A 14175-nucleotide genomic window follows, 5' to 3' on the forward strand; every position below is an offset into this window, starting at 1 on the left:
ACCGGCCGCGGCTTCCCCGGCCGCGGGCTCCCGGCCGCCGGTCCGGGGTCCGGGTCACGCCCGCCCTACCGCGGGGCGTCCGCCATCGGTCCGGTGATCACGGCGATCACGGTGGTCCCCGGCGGGAACGTCCCGCGTCCGGCCAGGGTGAAGATCCCCCACATCATCTTCGCCACGTACACCCAGTCGAGCAGCATGCCGTGCCGGGCGGCGAAGTCGTCGATGAAGGCGTCGAGTTCGGGGCTGCGCCTGGCGTAGCCGCCGGCGTGGAAGCCGTCGTCGATCGTCCAGTTGGCCGACACCTCGCCGTAGGCGGCGGTCTGCAGCCGGGCGACGTCCCCGGCCAGGAAGCGCCCGCCGCGCAGGACCGAGAAGCCCAGCGCCCGCCGGCCGGGCCCCAGCCCGGCGGCGATGCCCGCCAGCGTGCCTCCGGTGCCGACCGGGCAGCAGACGACGTCGAACGGCACGTCGATCTCTCCGGGGAGCTCCGCGCAGCCGCGCACGGCCGGCTCGTTGCTGCCGCCCTCCGGCAGGAGGTAGAAGCGGCCGAACTCCTCCCGGAGCGCCTCGACGACGGGCGCGGTGTCCTTGACGCGGTAGGTGGTGCGGTTCATGTAGACCAGCCGCATGCCGCAGCCGGCGGCGAAGGCCAGGACGTCGTTGAGCGGCAGGTGTTCCTCACCGCGGATGACGCCGACCGTCCGGAACCCGAAGCGGGCGCCGGCCGCCGCGACGGCCCGCACGTGGTTGGAGTAGGCGCCGCCGAAGGTCAGCAGGGTCTCGTGACCCGATTCGGCGGCCAGCGCCAGGTTGTACTTCAGTTTGCGCCACTTGTTGCCCGGCAGGAGCGGATGGATGAGGTCGTCACGCTTCAGGATCACCCGTACGCCCGCGCGGGCGAGCCGGGGATCGTCGAGTTCGGCGAGAGGCGACGGCCCGGCGGCAAGCAACGGCGACGGCGACGGCTCGGCGAGAGCCGACGGCGCCGTCGGCTCCGGTTCGTATCTCCTGTGTCCCGGGGAATCCATGCTCCCAGGATGCCGACGTCCCCGGCCCGCGGGCGGACCGGGGACGGGCTACCGGCCGGACCCGGCCGCCACGTCGTCCGGTGGCCGCGCGGGCCGGGCACGGTGTCACTCTGCGGTCTGGCCGCCCTGCTGGCCGTCGGAGCCGCCGGGCGCCGGAGCCGAGGAGTCCGCCGGCGGGACCGCCTCGCCGTTGTCACCGTTCTCGCCGCCGCCACCGCCGCCGGTCGCCTTGCAGGAGATCGTGAAGTCGGCCTTCTTGGCGACGACGCGGCGCGGCTCCAGCACCTCAAGGGCCTGCCAGCCCTTCAGGGCGCCCTTGAAGGTGGCGCGGTCCTTCAGAGTCTTGGTCTTCTTGACCGAGACGACCTTGACCGGGCTCTTGGAGCCGTCGCCCCGGAGCCAGCGGTAGGCCACCTTGGTGGGCTTGTCGACCTTGATCTTCGCCGTGAAGGTCACGTTCACCGGGCACGCGCCGGCGTGCTTGGCCGGGGTCGCCTTGACCGTCACGGTCACCTTCGGCCGCGCGGCGGCCGATCCCGCGGCCGTTCCCTCGGCGGACGCCGCGGCGGGTGCCGCCTGCACCAGGAGCAGGCCGGCCAGCAGGGACCCCGCCAGCGCGGACAGTCCCTTGAATCCGTTCATGTCACCTCATTACCAATATTCACACTGAGATCGTTAATTATGGTGGCTGAAACGTGTGGTCGGGTTGAGACCGGTGAAGAGCAGCACACCGGAAACGGGCATCGTGACCGGTCCGGGCCGGACCGGTCACGATCTCCATGGGACGCCGTTCAGTTCTTCTTGGCGGGTGTCGTGCACGTCACGGAGTAGGGAGCGGACTCCGCGGTCGCCTTGTAGGGGGACAGGACCTGTGCGATCACCACTTCATCGCGCTTGCTGTAGTACGCCCTGGTCTCATGAGAGATGTCCTGAGTGCCGGGCTTGTCGAACGTCAAGGGCTTCGTCTCGTCCCAGTAGCCGCCGTTGTTCCAGCGCCACATGTAGGTGACGGTGACCGGCCACTTCGGGGCGCTGGAAACGGTGACCTTGGCGGTGTGCCGCAGCGTGAGGGGCTTGTGCACGCTGCACTCCCCCTCGTAGGACGAGGGGCTGGTCCGCACGTCGGACACCGTGACCTGCGGGCCGCACGTGACCGTGAAGTCGAGCGGGGCGGAGGTGACCTTCTTCTCCGGGGAGACCCACGCCTCGACCACGATCTTGTCGCTCTGGTTGCCGAAGGGGAAGGAGAGCTGGACGGTCTTGGTCAGACCGGGTCCGGGGATCTCCGTCGTGCCGGTGACCTCCTGCTTGGAGCCCTGGACGACGGCCCTGTAGTAAACGGTCTTCGCCGCCGCCGACACCGTGATGGTCGCGTTGACCCGGGTGGCCACCGGGCACTCCCCTCCGTCACCCGGCAGCACCTCGAGGTTGTTCACCGAGACGACTTCCCCGACCGGGTCGGGGGTCGGGCTCGGCGACGGGTCCGGGGTGCTGTTCTTGCAGGTCACCGAGTAGGGAGCGCGGTAGGAGCTGGACGGGCTCGGGCTCAGGATCTCGATGGAGCGCCAGCCGGTGTGGGTCGCGTTGACGGAGCGGCCGTCCGGGGAGACCGCGCGGCGCGTCGTGGCGCCGGCGGCGAAGTCCAGGGTCTGCACCGGGCCGGCGCCGTTGTCGCTGTCGATCCAGCGGTACTGGACCTTCGCGGGGGTGCGGGACACCTCGATCGCCCCGGTGAAGTTCACCCGGACCCCCGTCGAGGGGCACGGGCCCGTGTAGGACGCGGGTGAGGCCTCGACCGTGGCCCAGGTGTCGACACGGCCACCGTCTCCGGAGCCGCCGTTCCCGGAGCCGCCGTTCCCGGAACTGCCTTCCGGCTTCCGCCCGGAGCCGACCGGACCGCCGTCCCCGGAGCCCTGCCCGGAGTGTGCTCGGACGACGTCGATCCCGCCCTTGTCGGCCTGCGCCGTGCAGGAGATCACGAACTTCGCCTGCTTCGAGACGAGGTGGCGCGGGCTCAGCACCTCCAGGGCCTGCCAGCCCTTCGCACCGCTGTCGAAAGTGGCGCGGTCCTTGACCCACTTCGTCTGGTTCACCGTGACGGTCCGCGCAGCGGTCCTGGAACCGTCGCCGCGGAGCCAGCGATAGGTGACCGGAGTGGGCCGGCTCACCTTGATCTTCGCCAGGAAGCCGACGGTCGCCGGGCACTCACCTGTGTATTTCGCCGGGCTCGCCTTGACCGCCACGGCCACCTTGGGACGGGCGGGCGCGGAAGCCCCGGCGGAGTCGGCGGGGGCCGCCGAGGCGGGTGCCGCCTGCACGATCAGCACCGCGGCCAGCAGGGAACTCGCCAGGGCGAGGACTCCCTTGGTTCTCTTCATGTCATCCCATCAAAAACAGATATATGGCGCCGAAACTCTGAAGGATGGGGCTTGCGGCTGACTTGGGATTGGTTGAAGGCACTTGAGGATGGGATCGGTCGGAGGCGTTTGCGGAACGCTCAAGCGCCCTTGAGAGGCCCCGGCACCCGGACGTGACGCGGCTGCCCGCACGCTCCGCCCGCACGGACCGGCTCAGGCTCCGCCGAAGGCGGCCCCGCGACGACCGGTGCCGTCCGGGCGGTTAGGGTGCGATCCAACCGACATGTCCTGAGGAGCACCAGCATGCGCGTCACGCTCGCCGATCCGGCCGCCCTGGTCCCGGGGTTCGAGCAGATCCACCGCGAGCAGTCGGCGCTGTATCCGTACCGGGCGGTCGAGTGGCAACCGGTGCACACCGTCTACGTCCCCGCCGACCGGTTCGGCGCCGGGACGGTCGAGGAATGGGGGGACGCCGCGCTCGGCCTGTTCCGGCGGCACCTGCCAGAGGAGGACCTGGCCGCGGTCTTCGGCGTGGACGGGGACGTGGCGGGGGCCGTGCACGGGAGAGTGGCCGCCAAGCTCGCCCGGGAACCGGTCGAGGACCTGCGGGTGGACTTCGAGGACGGCTACGGCGTGCGCCCGGATGCCGAGGACGGACACGCCTCGGCCGCCGCGAAAGCGGTCGCGGCCATGCACGAGGCCGGGACCCTCCCCCGCCGGTGGGGCCTGCGGGTGAAGTCGTTCGCCGACGGCGACCCGGTCCGGAGCATCAGGACACTGGACGGCTTCCTGACGGAGGTGATCGAGCGGGCCGGGCTCCTGCCGGAGGGGTTCGTCGTCACCTTCCCCAAGGTGCTCATGCGGGCCTACCTGGACCAGTTCGCCGACTGCCTCGACGCGCTGGAGGCCGGTCTGGGGCTCGCCGGAGGCACGCTGCGGTTCGAGATCCAGGTGGAGGCCCCGCAGACCGTGCTGTTCCTCGAGGCGGGCCTGGTCGCCGCGCTCCGCGGCCGGCTGGCCGCGGCGCACTTCGGGGTCTTCGACTACACGGCGAGCTGCTCCCTGCCCCCGCACGAGCAGCGGCTGGACCACCCCGTCTGCGAGCACGCCCGGCACGTCATGCAGGCGGTCTTCGCCGGGACCGGAGTGGAGCTGTCGGACGGCTCACTGGCCGCCGCGCCCACCTCCGGCGACCGGCACGCGGTGCACGACCTGTGGCGGCGCCACGCGGAGCTGGTCGGTCACTCCCTGAGCCGCGGCTTCTACCAGGGCTGGGACATGCACCCCTCGCATCTGGTCAGCCGATACGCCGCGGTCTACGCCTTCCACCTGTCGCGCCGCGCGGAGTACGCCCGCCGGGTGCGCGCCTGGCAGGAGCAGCGGGACGCCGGCGGGGGCGTGATGGACGAGCCCGCGACGGTCAAGACGATGGCCGCCGCCCTGCGCCGCGCCGACCTGGCGCTCGGGGACGCCTGACCCGTACGGGAGCCGGAGGGCCCGCCGGGCGACCGCCCCCACGAGAACGCCGGGGACGGGCTCCCGAGGCGCGGGACGGGCCTCGGCGGCGGGACGGACCTTCGCGGGACGCCGGGACGGCTTCAGTCGATCAGGGCACGCCACTCGCGCACCCGGCGCGGGTCCACCGGGTCGGACCACGACGCCCGTACGGCGCTGCCGACGTGGAAGGCGCGCACGCCGTACTCCAGCAGCAGCGGGACGTGGCCCGGGCGCAGGCCGCCGCCCGCCATGATCAGCGGACCGTCACCGGCCTCGCACCGGGCCTTGAGCACCCGCAGGCCGTCCGCCACCCCGCCGGGCGCGCCGGAGGTGAGGACGGTGGCGAGGTTGGGCAGCAGGCGGATCGCGCGCCAGCCCGCCTGGACGTCGGCCGCGTGGTCGACCGCCCGGTGGAACGTCCAGGGCAGCGGTGCGACCGCGTGGATGAGCGCCTCGGTGGCGGCCAGGTCGACGGCTCCCTCGCGGTCGAGGAAGCCGAACACGAACCCGGCCGCGCCGGCCTCCGCGAGGACCTTGGCATCACGGGCCAGGGCCTCCAGGGAGGCGGGCGTGGCCAGGAACGAGGCGTCGCCGCGCAGCATCACCATCTGCGGCAACGCGCACTTGCCGGCTATCGCCGCGACCGTCTCCGCTGCCGGGGTGAGCCCGTCGGCCGCCATGTCGACGACGATCTCCAGGCGGTCGGCACCGCCGTCTTCGGCCGCGACGGCATCACGCACGTCAAGCGCGATCACCTCAAGCAAGGATCCGGTCATGAAATGAGGCTATCGGATGACTTTGTCCTGGGATCGCCGTGGTTCGGACATGCCCGGGACGAACGTCCCGCGGCGGTCCGCGAAGGGCGGTGCGACGTCGGGCACCCTGCCCCGCAGGCCCCCGGGGCGCTGGAAGAGAGCACCCGAGGCGCGGTGCGGCAGGTCGACCGTGCGGATGTGTGCGAACCGCTGGCTCCGATAGTAGTCCTGCAGCCTCGGATTGTCCTTGGAGCAGTCAAGCCGGAGCCATCTCCTGCCCTGGGCGAGGACCCGCAGGCCCGCCCAGTCCAGCAGGGCCTCCCCCAGCCCCCGACCGGCGTGGGCGCGCGCGACGGCCAGCTTGTGCACGTACAGCGCCGCACGCGGGTCGTCGCCGGGGGTCCAGAACTCGGGGTCGGCGTGACCGTCCAGGGCGATGGTGGCGGCCGGGACGCCCGCACCGTCCCCGGCGTCCAGCAGGTACAGGACGCCCTCGCCGATCAGCGGGGCGATTCGCTCGGCGGGGAAGCCTGCGGCGGGCCACTGGCGTACGCCGCGGCGGTCGAGCCAGCCGGCCACCTCGGCGAGGAGCGCGAGCACTCCGCCGAGGTCGGCGTCGGTGGCCCTGCGCAGCGTGAGCCGGGGTGTGATGGTGGGACTACCGGTGTCGGAACGCATGATTCATCCCTTCGTTGCGTCGGGTACACGAGACGGCACGGACAGTCATCGACCGATGACGTACGGTGCCCGTGCCGGACCAGGCGGATGCCCGGGGGTCTAGAGGAGAGGGGAGGGGGCGAGCGAGCGGGCGAGGGCGCGCTCAACCGCCCGGCGGGCGCGGCCCGGTGGTCGCCCGCGGTGCGGACGCGCGCAGGGCCGGCCCGTCAGGGCGGTCACGAAGATGTCAACGGCTTTCCAGCTCGTACCTGATGAGGTGCTTGTCCGCGGGCAGGACCGACACCGCGACGCGCACGGGGGCGTCGTCCTTGTCGTAGCCGACCCGGATGTAGACGATGACCGGCGTGCCGAGCTGGAGCTGGAGCCGCTCGGCCTCGGTGCTGTTGGGCATCCGCGCCCAGATGTCGTCGACCACGCGCACCTGGCGGTGGCCCAGCTCCTCCAGGACCTTGTTGGCGCCGCGCTCGATGTCGCCGGGGCGGGCGATCTCGGAGTCGCCCACCAGGGCCAGCGGGAAGTAGGAGTCGTTGGTGTTGTACGGCTGGCCGTCCACGAACCGCAGGCGGCGGCGGACCACGGCGAGCTCGTCGTCGCCCAGTTCGAGCCTGCTGGCGATCTCCTCGGCCGGTCGCACGATCGACACCTCGATCTGCTGGCTGGGCACCCGCCCCTCCTGGGAGACCGCCCAGGCGAAGGCCTCCCGGGTCTCCTCCTGGGGCTGGGGCTGCAGCTCGCGCTGGGGGTGCATGAGCAGCGGGCGTCGTTCCCGGACCACGGTGCCCCGGCGGGGGGTGCGGGTGACCAGGCCCTCGTTCACCAGCTCGCCGAGCGCGAGACGCACGGTGTTGCGGCTCACCTGGTGCGCGTGCATGAGCTCCGCCTCGGTCGGCAGCTGATCACCCGGCGCGAGCGCACCGGAGTAGATGGTCCTCCTCAGGTCGGAGGCCACCCGTTGATACAGCGTTGACCGCGCCATTTAGTCCCCTTTGTGCCAACAAAACTAGACGATCTGGTTCTAGCGGGGAACAGCCCCTTGACCCAACCTCCCAAGACCCGCATCATCCAATCGTTGGTACAAATCCATCGAAAGCTCGGGCGAGGGGGGAAGACCGGTGCTGCCGCTCCACCCGGATACGCCACAGGCGCCCTGGCACGACCCCCGCGAGGCAACGCGTCTACTGCGCTACGCGCTGCACCGCCAGGGGTTCACCCACACCTACCAGAGCAACGGAAACGGCATGTCCGTGCTTTCAGTACTGACAGATCTAACCGTTTGGTGTAGAAATGGGGTATTTGTCTGGAATGAGGATGGACATGAGTCCTCTCATCCGGCCGACGACCCGGTCGGGGCCGCCCGCCTGATCTCACGGCACCACCGGCGGCCGGCCCCCGGCGAAGACCCGGCGGAGGAAGCGGAGCCCCAGGTCCGCGCCTCCGCCGTCACAGACTCCGCGCGCGGCTAACGGCCGAGGACCCCATCCCTCGCCGGGGTCCTCCGCCGCCCGCGCCGGGGCGGAACGCGTCCTGGCGGGTCCCCCACGCCCGCCAGGGCGCGCTTTCCGTCAGGAGGGCGCCTGGCAGGACAGGGGCCCGTCAGGACGCTTCCGGCAGGCGTTCCCGCCTCTCCCCCGACCCTCGACCTTCCGGCAGGCGTTCCCGCCTCTCCCCGACCCCGGCCCACGGGTGTTCCCCGTCCCCCGCCGCGCCCTCACCCCGCGCGGTCTTCCGTGTCCCGTCCGCGCCCCGCCGGGCCTTCTCCGCCGCGCCCCCGCCCCGCGCCGTTCCCCTCCTCGCCCGCGGGAGCCCAGTCGATCAGCGAGAGCCCGTCGTCCACGACGGTGAAGTGAGCGCGGACGGGCTCGCCCGCGGCCGGTGGCCGCGCGCCGCGCCAGTTGCCGTACATGACGCACTCCGGGGCGTCCGCCAGGCGCACCATCACGACCACGTACGGCTCGGTGGCCCCGGGCAGGAAGGGCTGGTGGCTGACGATCCAGCTCTCGACGCGCCCGGCGGGCGCGACGGGCTGCCAGCGCCACCCGCGGGTCCTGCAGCGGTGGCAGTACGCGCGGGCGGGGAAGCGCAGCGTGCCGCAGGAGTCGCACCGCTGGACGGAGAACTCCCCCGCGGCGGTCCGCGCCCACCACTCCGCGGAGTCGCGGTCGGCGACCGGGCGCACGTCTCACCCCTTCCTGAGGATCAGGGCCGAGGTGGCGGGCAGGATGTAGCCGGGCTGGGCGGTGGACAGGGCCACTTCGGCACCGGCCACCTGCCTGTCACCGGCGTCGCCGCGCAGTTGGGAGACCGCCTCGGCGATGTGGTTGATGCCGTGCACGTATCCCTCGGAGAGGAACCCGCCATGCGTGTTCACCGGCAGTTCACCGCCGGGTTCGAGAGCCCCCGAGGCGGCGTACGGCCCGCCCTCTCCCTTGGCGCAGAAGCCGTAGTCCTCCAGTTGCACGATCACCGAGTAGGTGAAGCAGTCGTAGATCTCGGCCACGTCGATCTCGGCGGGGCCGACGCCCGCCTGGCGGTACAGGCGCGGGGCCAGCTCGGCCGCGCCGCTCACCGTGACGTCCGCCCGCCCGCCGGACAGGAAGGAGTCGCCGCCGCCCCAGGCCGCGGCGGAGATCAGCACCGGCGGCCTGCGCAAGTCCGCCGCCCGTTCGGCGGTGGTGACGACGAGCGCGCACGCCCCGTCGGTCTCCAGGCAGCAGTCGAGCAGCCGGAACGGCTCGGCGATCCATCGGCTCGCCAGGTAGTCGTCCAGGGTGATCGGGGTGCGCATGAGGGCGCGGGGGTTCTTGACCGCGTTGGCGCGCTGGAGCACCGCCAGCCGCCCGAAGTGCTCGAGGCGGGTGCCGTACTTCGCCATGTGGGCGCGGGCGAGCATGGCGTACTGCTGCGGGGGCGCGACGTAGCCGTACGGCGCCTGGTACTGCACCTCGGTCCCGGCGGGCAGCGCCCGGCCGGTCCCGCCCATCCGGAACTCCGAGCGCGCGTTGATCGCCCGGTAGCAGACGACCGTCTCGGCCACCCCGGCCGCGACCGCGAGCGCGGCCTGCCCGACGACCGAGTGGGAGACGCTGCCGCCGCCGAACTGGTCGAGGTACCAGGCCGGTTCGCGGATGCCCAAGGCGGGACCGAGCAGGGACGGGGGCGCGGAGTCGCCGACGCGGTGGGTGGCGATGCCGTCCACGTCGTCGGCCGTCAGGCCGGCGTCCTCCAGCGCGGCCAGGACGGCCTCGCAGGCGAGAGTGAGGGTGCTGACGCCGGAGTTCTTGGAGAACCGCGTGTATCCGACGCCGGCGACGGCCGTACGGTCCCGGAAACCGCGCACCCAACCCTCCCGAATCCAAGCAAGCGCTTGGCCAGAGGCTAGGCCGGGCGTCACCACATGTCAACGAGGCACCCGCCCGCCGTCCGGGGTCCGGCCGCCGTCGCCGCCGGGCCGCCCCGCGCCCCTCCACCCGGCCCCCGCGGGAACGCGGCGGGCCGGATGGCCGATTTTCCGGGGGTCGGCGACAATCCAAGCAAGCGCTTGGTAATATGGCGGTCAGACGGTGGAGGATGCCGTCCGCCACCGAACTCCATCGGAGGCCGTTCGGGCGCGATTGAGGAGACGGGTACGACGATGAGCAGCCACGCGACCCGGCTGTCGAACGCCGACGGTCATCCGCGCGCCGTCCTGACCCGGCGCGGCATCACCGCCAACGGAGTCGCCATGCATACTGGCCTTTCGCAGGGCCCGCCCAACGGATCCGACGGCCGCCGCCCGGCGGACGGAGCAGGCCACCGCGGCGGCGCCGCGGACAGCCGGTGGTTCCGGTCCGTCCTCGGCCACTTCCCCACCGGGGTGGTGGCCATCACCGCCATCGACCCCGCCAGCGGCGAACCGTGCGGCCTGGCGGCCAACTCCTTCACCTCGGTCTCCCTGGACCCCCCGCTGGTCGCCTTCTGCGTGGCCCACACCAGCACGAGCTGGCCGCGCCTGCGCGCCGCCCGGGTCCAGACGGTCAACGTGCTCGCCGAGCACCAGCAACCGGTCTGCGCGGCCCTCGCCGGGCGGGGCGGCGACAAGTTCGCCGGGCTCGACTGGAGCGACTCCCCGGCCGGGAACCCGGTGATCAGCGACACCCTCGCCTGGCTCGACTGCTCGATCGAGGCGGAACACCCGGCGGGCGACCATGTCATCGTCGTCGCGAAGGTCCACGAGCTGGGTGTCCAGGGCGACGGCGGACCGCTGGTGTTCTTCCGGGGTGGTTACGGCCGGTTCGTGGCATGAGCCTGCGCGAGGAGGCGCGTGCCTGGCTGGAGGAGAACCTGACGGGCGAGTTCGCGCACGCCCGCGGGCTGGGCGGGCCGGGCCGCGAGCACGAGGGCCACGACGTCCGCCTCGCCTGGGAGCGGCGGCTGGGCGAGGCGGGCTGGACCTGCCTGGGCTGGCCCGAGGAGTACGGAGGGCGGGACGCCTCGCTGGCGGACCAGGTCGCCTTCCACGAGGAGTACGCCAGGGCCGCGGCCCCGGCCAGGGTCGGGCACATCGGCGAGGGGCTGATCGGGCCGACCATCCTCGACCATGGCACCGACGAGCAGAAACGGCGCTTCCTCCCGCCCATCCAGCGGGGTGAGGAGCTGTGGTGCCAGGGCTACTCCGAACCGGACGCCGGGTCGGACCTGGCCGGCGTGCGGACGCGGGCACACCTCGACGGCGGCGACTGGGTGATCACCGGCCAGAAGGTGTGGACCTCGCTGGCCCACGTGGCCGACTGGTGCTTCGTGCTCGCCCGGACCGAGCCCGGCTCCACCCGCCACCGGGGCCTGTCCTACCTGCTGGTGCCGATGGGCCGGCCGGGGATCGAGGTCCGGCCGATCCGCCAGCTGACCGGTACGAGCGAGTTCAACGAGGTCTTCTTCGACGGCGCCCGCACGGCCGCCGCCAACATCCTGGGCGCCCCCGGCGACGGCTGGCGGATCGCGATGGCCACCCTCGGCTACGAGCGTGGCGCCTCCACCCTGGGCCAGCAGATCGGCTTCCGGCGGGAGTTCGCCGAGGTCGTGGCCACCGCGCGGCGCACCGGGGCCGCCGACGACCCGGTGCTGCGCGACCGGCTGGTCCGGTCGTGGCTGGAGCTGGAGATCATGCGGCTGAACGCGCTGCGCACGATGACCTCGCTGTCGGCCGGGGAGCCCGGACCGGAGGTCTCGATCGGCAAACTGTACTGGTCGGAGTGGCACCGGCGGCTGGGCGAGCTGGCCCAGGCCGTCCAGGGCCGGGCCGGCCTGGTCGCCGACGGGCCGCCCTACGAGCTCAACGACCTGCAGCGGCTCTACCTGTTCAGCCGGGCCGACACCATCTACGCCGGGTCCAGCGAGATCCAGCGCAACATCATCGCCGAGCGCACGCTGGGCCTGCCGAAATGACGCGGCACCCGGCACCCGGGTGAACACGGGGCCGCCTCCGCGGGACGGCGGCGGCCGGTCCCGGCTCCCTCCCGGTCCGGGGGGATCGTCCACGCCGTCGGGGACGACCCCGGACCGGGGAGACCGGCGGTCACCGGGGCCGGGGGCGGACCCGCCCGGCTCCGGGACCGGGGCGGGCGGGGCCCGCCTCTCTCAGAGGGAGCCGTTCTGCCAGGGGCCGGTGATGGCGAAGGTGATGCCGGGAGACTGGATGTTCGCGAACAGCCAGCCGCCGTCCTTGGTGTCGAACGTCGAGCCGCACCACTCCGAACCGGTGTAGTCGCCCGGCGCCACGGACTTGCCCTGCACCCCGCCCGCCGGGATGACCACGGCGTTCTCGGCGAACGGGAAGATCTCCCCGTCGGTGGTGAGCCCGTGCAGGTACTCCACTCCCGAGCCGTCCTCGCACAGCACGATGCCGCCGCGCGGGCTGACGCAGATGTTGTCGGGGTTGTTCAGCACGGACGCGTTCGGGGAGGCGAACAGCACCTTCATCGTGTTGCTCGCGAGGTCGTACTCGAACACCTGGCCCTGCCCGGTGGGACCGCCGCTGGTGCTCACGATGTAGACCTTGCCGTCGTGGTACCAGGCGCCCTCCAGGCGGCGGAAGGACGCGCCGCCCTTGGCGATGCCCTGCTGGACGACGCTGGTCTCCCCGGCGCCGGGGTCCGGGTTGTCGATCACGACCCAGCCGATCTCGGGGTAGCTCTTGCCCGTCCCGTCACCGTAGGTGCTGTAGGGCGACGAACCGATCGTCATCATCTCCAGCACGCCGCCCTGGCCGAGGTCGCCCTTGACGTTCGGCCGGAACCGGTAGAAACCGCTGGGCGTGGCGTCCTCGGTCTCGTAGACCCACCCCGTGGCCGGGTCGACGGCGACGGCCTCGTGGGAGAACCGGCCCATCGCCCGGTACGGCTTGGCGTCGCTGATCCCGTCGTGCGGCACCTCGAAGATGTAGCCGTGCCGGATGTCACCGTTGATCGTGGTGGTCTCCTCGCACGAGAGCCACGTCCCCCACGGCGTGGGCCCGCCCGCGCAGTTGCGGATGGTGCCGGACAGGCTCGCCCAGCTCTCCAGGAACTCGCCCTTCCGCGTGTCGAACACCAGGTTCGTGGTGCCGCCCCCGGCCGCCGGGTTGTAGGCGGGCTCCACGTAGGCGCCGCTGAAGCCGCCCACCTCGTGGTTGCGCACCAGGGCCGTCCAGTGGCCCTTGCCCGCGCCGCCCGCCCCGCCGGCCCGGATCCTGTTCTTCAGCCCCTCGCTCGGCACGAACGCGGCCATGCCGTCGTGCGTCGACGGCGTGGGACGGCCGTCGGACATGATGTCGCCCGTCCAGCCGTGGGTGAGGTACTCGAACCCGCGGGGCAGCTTGAGCAGCTCCAAGCCCGTGGTCTGATCCTTGACCGGGTACAGCGGTCCGTAGTCGGGGCTGAACGACCGCTTCACCATGGTCGCCGCGTCGGCGGTGCGCGCGGACAGCGCCGCGAGCGGCCCGGCCGCCACCGCGCCCAGGGTGGCGGCGGCCAGCCCGCCGCGCAGGAATCCCCGCCGGTCGATGTCAGTCATGGTCAGGCTCCTTGCTCATCACGAGGCGGCGCCGCTTGGTCAGGCGCCCCGCGATGTACCTTCTTCGTCCGCGATGTCCGTATGGCGACGGGCGAATGTCCCCTGCCTTACCGCAGCGCGGATGACCGCCGAAGAAAGGACCACCGGCGACGGGCGCGACCGGCGGGGCTTGGGGTCGTGGAGCCGGGGAGTCCGGGCCCGGGAGACCGAGGGGCCGGACCGTGATGCGCACACCCAACGTCCCGGAGCTCGCCGCCCGCCTGGACGACCGCTTCCGTCCGCTGTCACGCGGCAGCCGCACCGCCGAGGCCGCGCGCCGGACGCTGCGCGCGGTCGTGGAGTGGAGCCGGGACCTGCTGTCCGAGGCCGGGCAGGTGACGGTCAGGCGTCTGACGGTCTTCTCCGGAGCGGTGAACGACTGCCACCGATGACGGTTTCCGCGCCACAGACACCCTTCGCACCATATGCGATTTCCCCTCTTATATCGCCGGAAACCGCAAGCCTCGACAATCACCCAAAATGCAGAATAAGGGGCATTCTCCAACCAGGCGCAGGAAATCAGCCGTTCACCCTTGACGACACCTTTGACCTAAGACGTCACCGACGAGCAGCCCAGACACGCCATCCATCAGCAAGCTTCCCAAAAGCCACAAGAAGGGAGAAGTCTGCAAACATCGGAATTAGATAGGCGACTTTCCCGTTGACGTAGCACTTGTTTGCCGTCATTGAATATTCGCCCAGGTGTCCACGTTTCGCCGGGCGGGAATCTCTGATTCGCATCGCTCGCAACGCGGTGACCGGAAAGTCCAATTTCTCATCTTGGAGGGAAATCAA

Annotated in this window: 13 protein-coding genes; 4 read left to right on the forward strand and 9 right to left on the reverse strand. The window is 71.9% G+C overall.

Annotated elements, in window-relative coordinates; all coding sequences use genetic code 11:
* Positions 1-65: 65 nt before the first annotated feature.
* From ABD841_RS33445 to ABD841_RS33455, 3 genes are all read right to left on the reverse strand, one after another.
* Positions 66-1028 carry a 1-aminocyclopropane-1-carboxylate deaminase/D-cysteine desulfhydrase gene (locus tag ABD841_RS33445; protein ID WP_344980157.1) on the reverse strand — a complete coding sequence of 321 codons (963 nt, stop codon included), beginning with the start codon at positions 1026-1028 and terminating at the stop codon, positions 66-68.
* Between the two features lie 105 nt (positions 1029-1133).
* On the reverse strand, positions 1134-1670 hold the full coding sequence (locus tag ABD841_RS33450; RefSeq protein ID WP_344980159.1) for a hypothetical protein: 537 nt from the start codon (positions 1668-1670) through the stop codon (positions 1134-1136).
* Positions 1671-1819: 149 nt separating this feature from the next.
* Positions 1820-3406: a hypothetical protein gene (locus ABD841_RS33455; RefSeq protein ID WP_344980161.1), complete on the reverse strand. Its 1587-nt coding sequence runs from the start codon at positions 3404-3406 to the stop codon at positions 1820-1822.
* A 282-nt stretch (positions 3407-3688) separates the two neighbouring features.
* Here ABD841_RS33455 and ABD841_RS33460 point away from each other — a divergent pair, with 282 nt between their 5' ends.
* Positions 3689-4861, forward strand: coding sequence for a DUF6986 family protein (locus ABD841_RS33460; protein ID WP_344980163.1), 1173 nt, complete (start codon positions 3689-3691; stop codon positions 4859-4861).
* Between the two features lie 122 nt (positions 4862-4983).
* Here ABD841_RS33460 and ABD841_RS33465 read toward each other — a convergent pair whose 3' ends face one another.
* The 5 genes from ABD841_RS33465 to ABD841_RS33485 all read right to left on the reverse strand — a co-directional run bounded on the left by ABD841_RS33465 (position 4984) and on the right by ABD841_RS33485 (position 9652).
* Positions 4984-5658, reverse strand: coding sequence for a copper homeostasis protein CutC (locus ABD841_RS33465; RefSeq protein WP_344980165.1), 675 nt, complete (start codon positions 5656-5658; stop codon positions 4984-4986).
* A 9-nt stretch (positions 5659-5667) separates the two neighbouring features.
* Positions 5668-6315 (reverse strand): GNAT family N-acetyltransferase, encoded by a 648-nt coding sequence (locus ABD841_RS33470; RefSeq protein WP_344980167.1) that lies wholly within the window; start codon positions 6313-6315, stop codon positions 5668-5670.
* A gap of 226 nt (positions 6316-6541) precedes the next feature.
* The gene (locus tag ABD841_RS33475) at positions 6542-7291 is read right to left on the reverse strand and encodes a GntR family transcriptional regulator (protein ID WP_344980169.1); all 750 of its coding nucleotides are present in this window, start codon (positions 7289-7291) and stop codon (positions 6542-6544) included.
* Positions 7292-8023: 732 nt separating this feature from the next.
* Entirely contained in the window at positions 8024-8491 is a 468-nt protein-coding gene (locus ABD841_RS33480; protein ID WP_344980171.1) for a Zn-ribbon domain-containing OB-fold protein, read from the reverse strand.
* Between the two features lie 3 nt (positions 8492-8494).
* Complete coding sequence (locus tag ABD841_RS33485) at positions 8495-9652, reverse strand: thiolase C-terminal domain-containing protein (protein ID WP_344980173.1); 1158 nt, start codon at positions 9650-9652, stop codon at positions 8495-8497.
* Positions 9653-9946: 294 nt separating this feature from the next.
* On the opposite strand from ABD841_RS33485, the gene ABD841_RS33490 reads away from it, so the two are divergent.
* Together ABD841_RS33490 and ABD841_RS33495 are read left to right on the forward strand one after the other, a co-directional pair.
* Positions 9947-10597, forward strand: coding sequence for a flavin reductase family protein (locus ABD841_RS33490; protein WP_344980175.1), 651 nt, complete (start codon positions 9947-9949; stop codon positions 10595-10597).
* Entirely contained in the window at positions 10594-11736 is a 1143-nt protein-coding gene (locus ABD841_RS33495; RefSeq protein ID WP_344980177.1) for an acyl-CoA dehydrogenase family protein, read from the forward strand. The genes ABD841_RS33490 and ABD841_RS33495 overlap by 4 nt, the downstream gene beginning before the upstream one ends.
* A gap of 192 nt (positions 11737-11928) precedes the next feature.
* On the opposite strand, the gene ABD841_RS33500 is transcribed toward ABD841_RS33495, so the two are convergent.
* The gene (locus ABD841_RS33500) at positions 11929-13341 is read right to left on the reverse strand and encodes a PhoX family protein (protein WP_344980179.1); all 1413 of its coding nucleotides are present in this window, start codon (positions 13339-13341) and stop codon (positions 11929-11931) included.
* Positions 13342-13565: 224 nt separating this feature from the next.
* Between ABD841_RS33500 and ABD841_RS33505 the strand changes: the two genes are divergently transcribed.
* The gene (locus tag ABD841_RS33505; protein ID WP_344980181.1) at positions 13566-13772 is read left to right on the forward strand and encodes a hypothetical protein; all 207 of its coding nucleotides are present in this window, start codon (positions 13566-13568) and stop codon (positions 13770-13772) included.
* Positions 13773-14175: the final 403 nt, after the last annotated feature.

Origin of the sequence: Streptosporangium fragile (assembly GCF_039534445.1) — a bacterium.
GTDB lineage: Bacteria > Actinomycetota > Actinomycetes > Streptosporangiales > Streptosporangiaceae > Streptosporangium > Streptosporangium fragile.

Coding starts and splice junctions, on each gene's coding strand:
- ABD841_RS33445 (WP_344980157.1), bottom strand. CDS start 1,028: ATGGATTCCCCGGGACACAGGAGATACGAACCGGAGCCGACGGCGCCG.
- ABD841_RS33450 (WP_344980159.1), bottom strand. CDS start 1,670: ATGAACGGATTCAAGGGACTGTCCGCGCTGGCGGGGTCCCTGCTGGCC.
- ABD841_RS33455 (WP_344980161.1), bottom strand. CDS start 3,406: ATGAAGAGAACCAAGGGAGTCCTCGCCCTGGCGAGTTCCCTGCTGGCC.
- ABD841_RS33460 (WP_344980163.1), top strand. CDS start 3,689: ATGCGCGTCACGCTCGCCGATCCGGCCGCCCTGGTCCCGGGGTTCGAG.
- ABD841_RS33465 (WP_344980165.1), bottom strand. CDS start 5,658: ATGACCGGATCCTTGCTTGAGGTGATCGCGCTTGACGTGCGTGATGCC.
- ABD841_RS33470 (WP_344980167.1), bottom strand. CDS start 6,315: ATGCGTTCCGACACCGGTAGTCCCACCATCACACCCCGGCTCACGCTG.
- ABD841_RS33475 (WP_344980169.1), bottom strand. CDS start 7,291: ATGGCGCGGTCAACGCTGTATCAACGGGTGGCCTCCGACCTGAGGAGG.
- ABD841_RS33490 (WP_344980175.1), top strand. CDS start 9,947: ATGAGCAGCCACGCGACCCGGCTGTCGAACGCCGACGGTCATCCGCGC.
- ABD841_RS33495 (WP_344980177.1), top strand. CDS start 10,594: ATGAGCCTGCGCGAGGAGGCGCGTGCCTGGCTGGAGGAGAACCTGACG.
- ABD841_RS33500 (WP_344980179.1), bottom strand. CDS start 13,341: ATGACTGACATCGACCGGCGGGGATTCCTGCGCGGCGGGCTGGCCGCC.
- ABD841_RS33505 (WP_344980181.1), top strand. CDS start 13,566: ATGCGCACACCCAACGTCCCGGAGCTCGCCGCCCGCCTGGACGACCGC.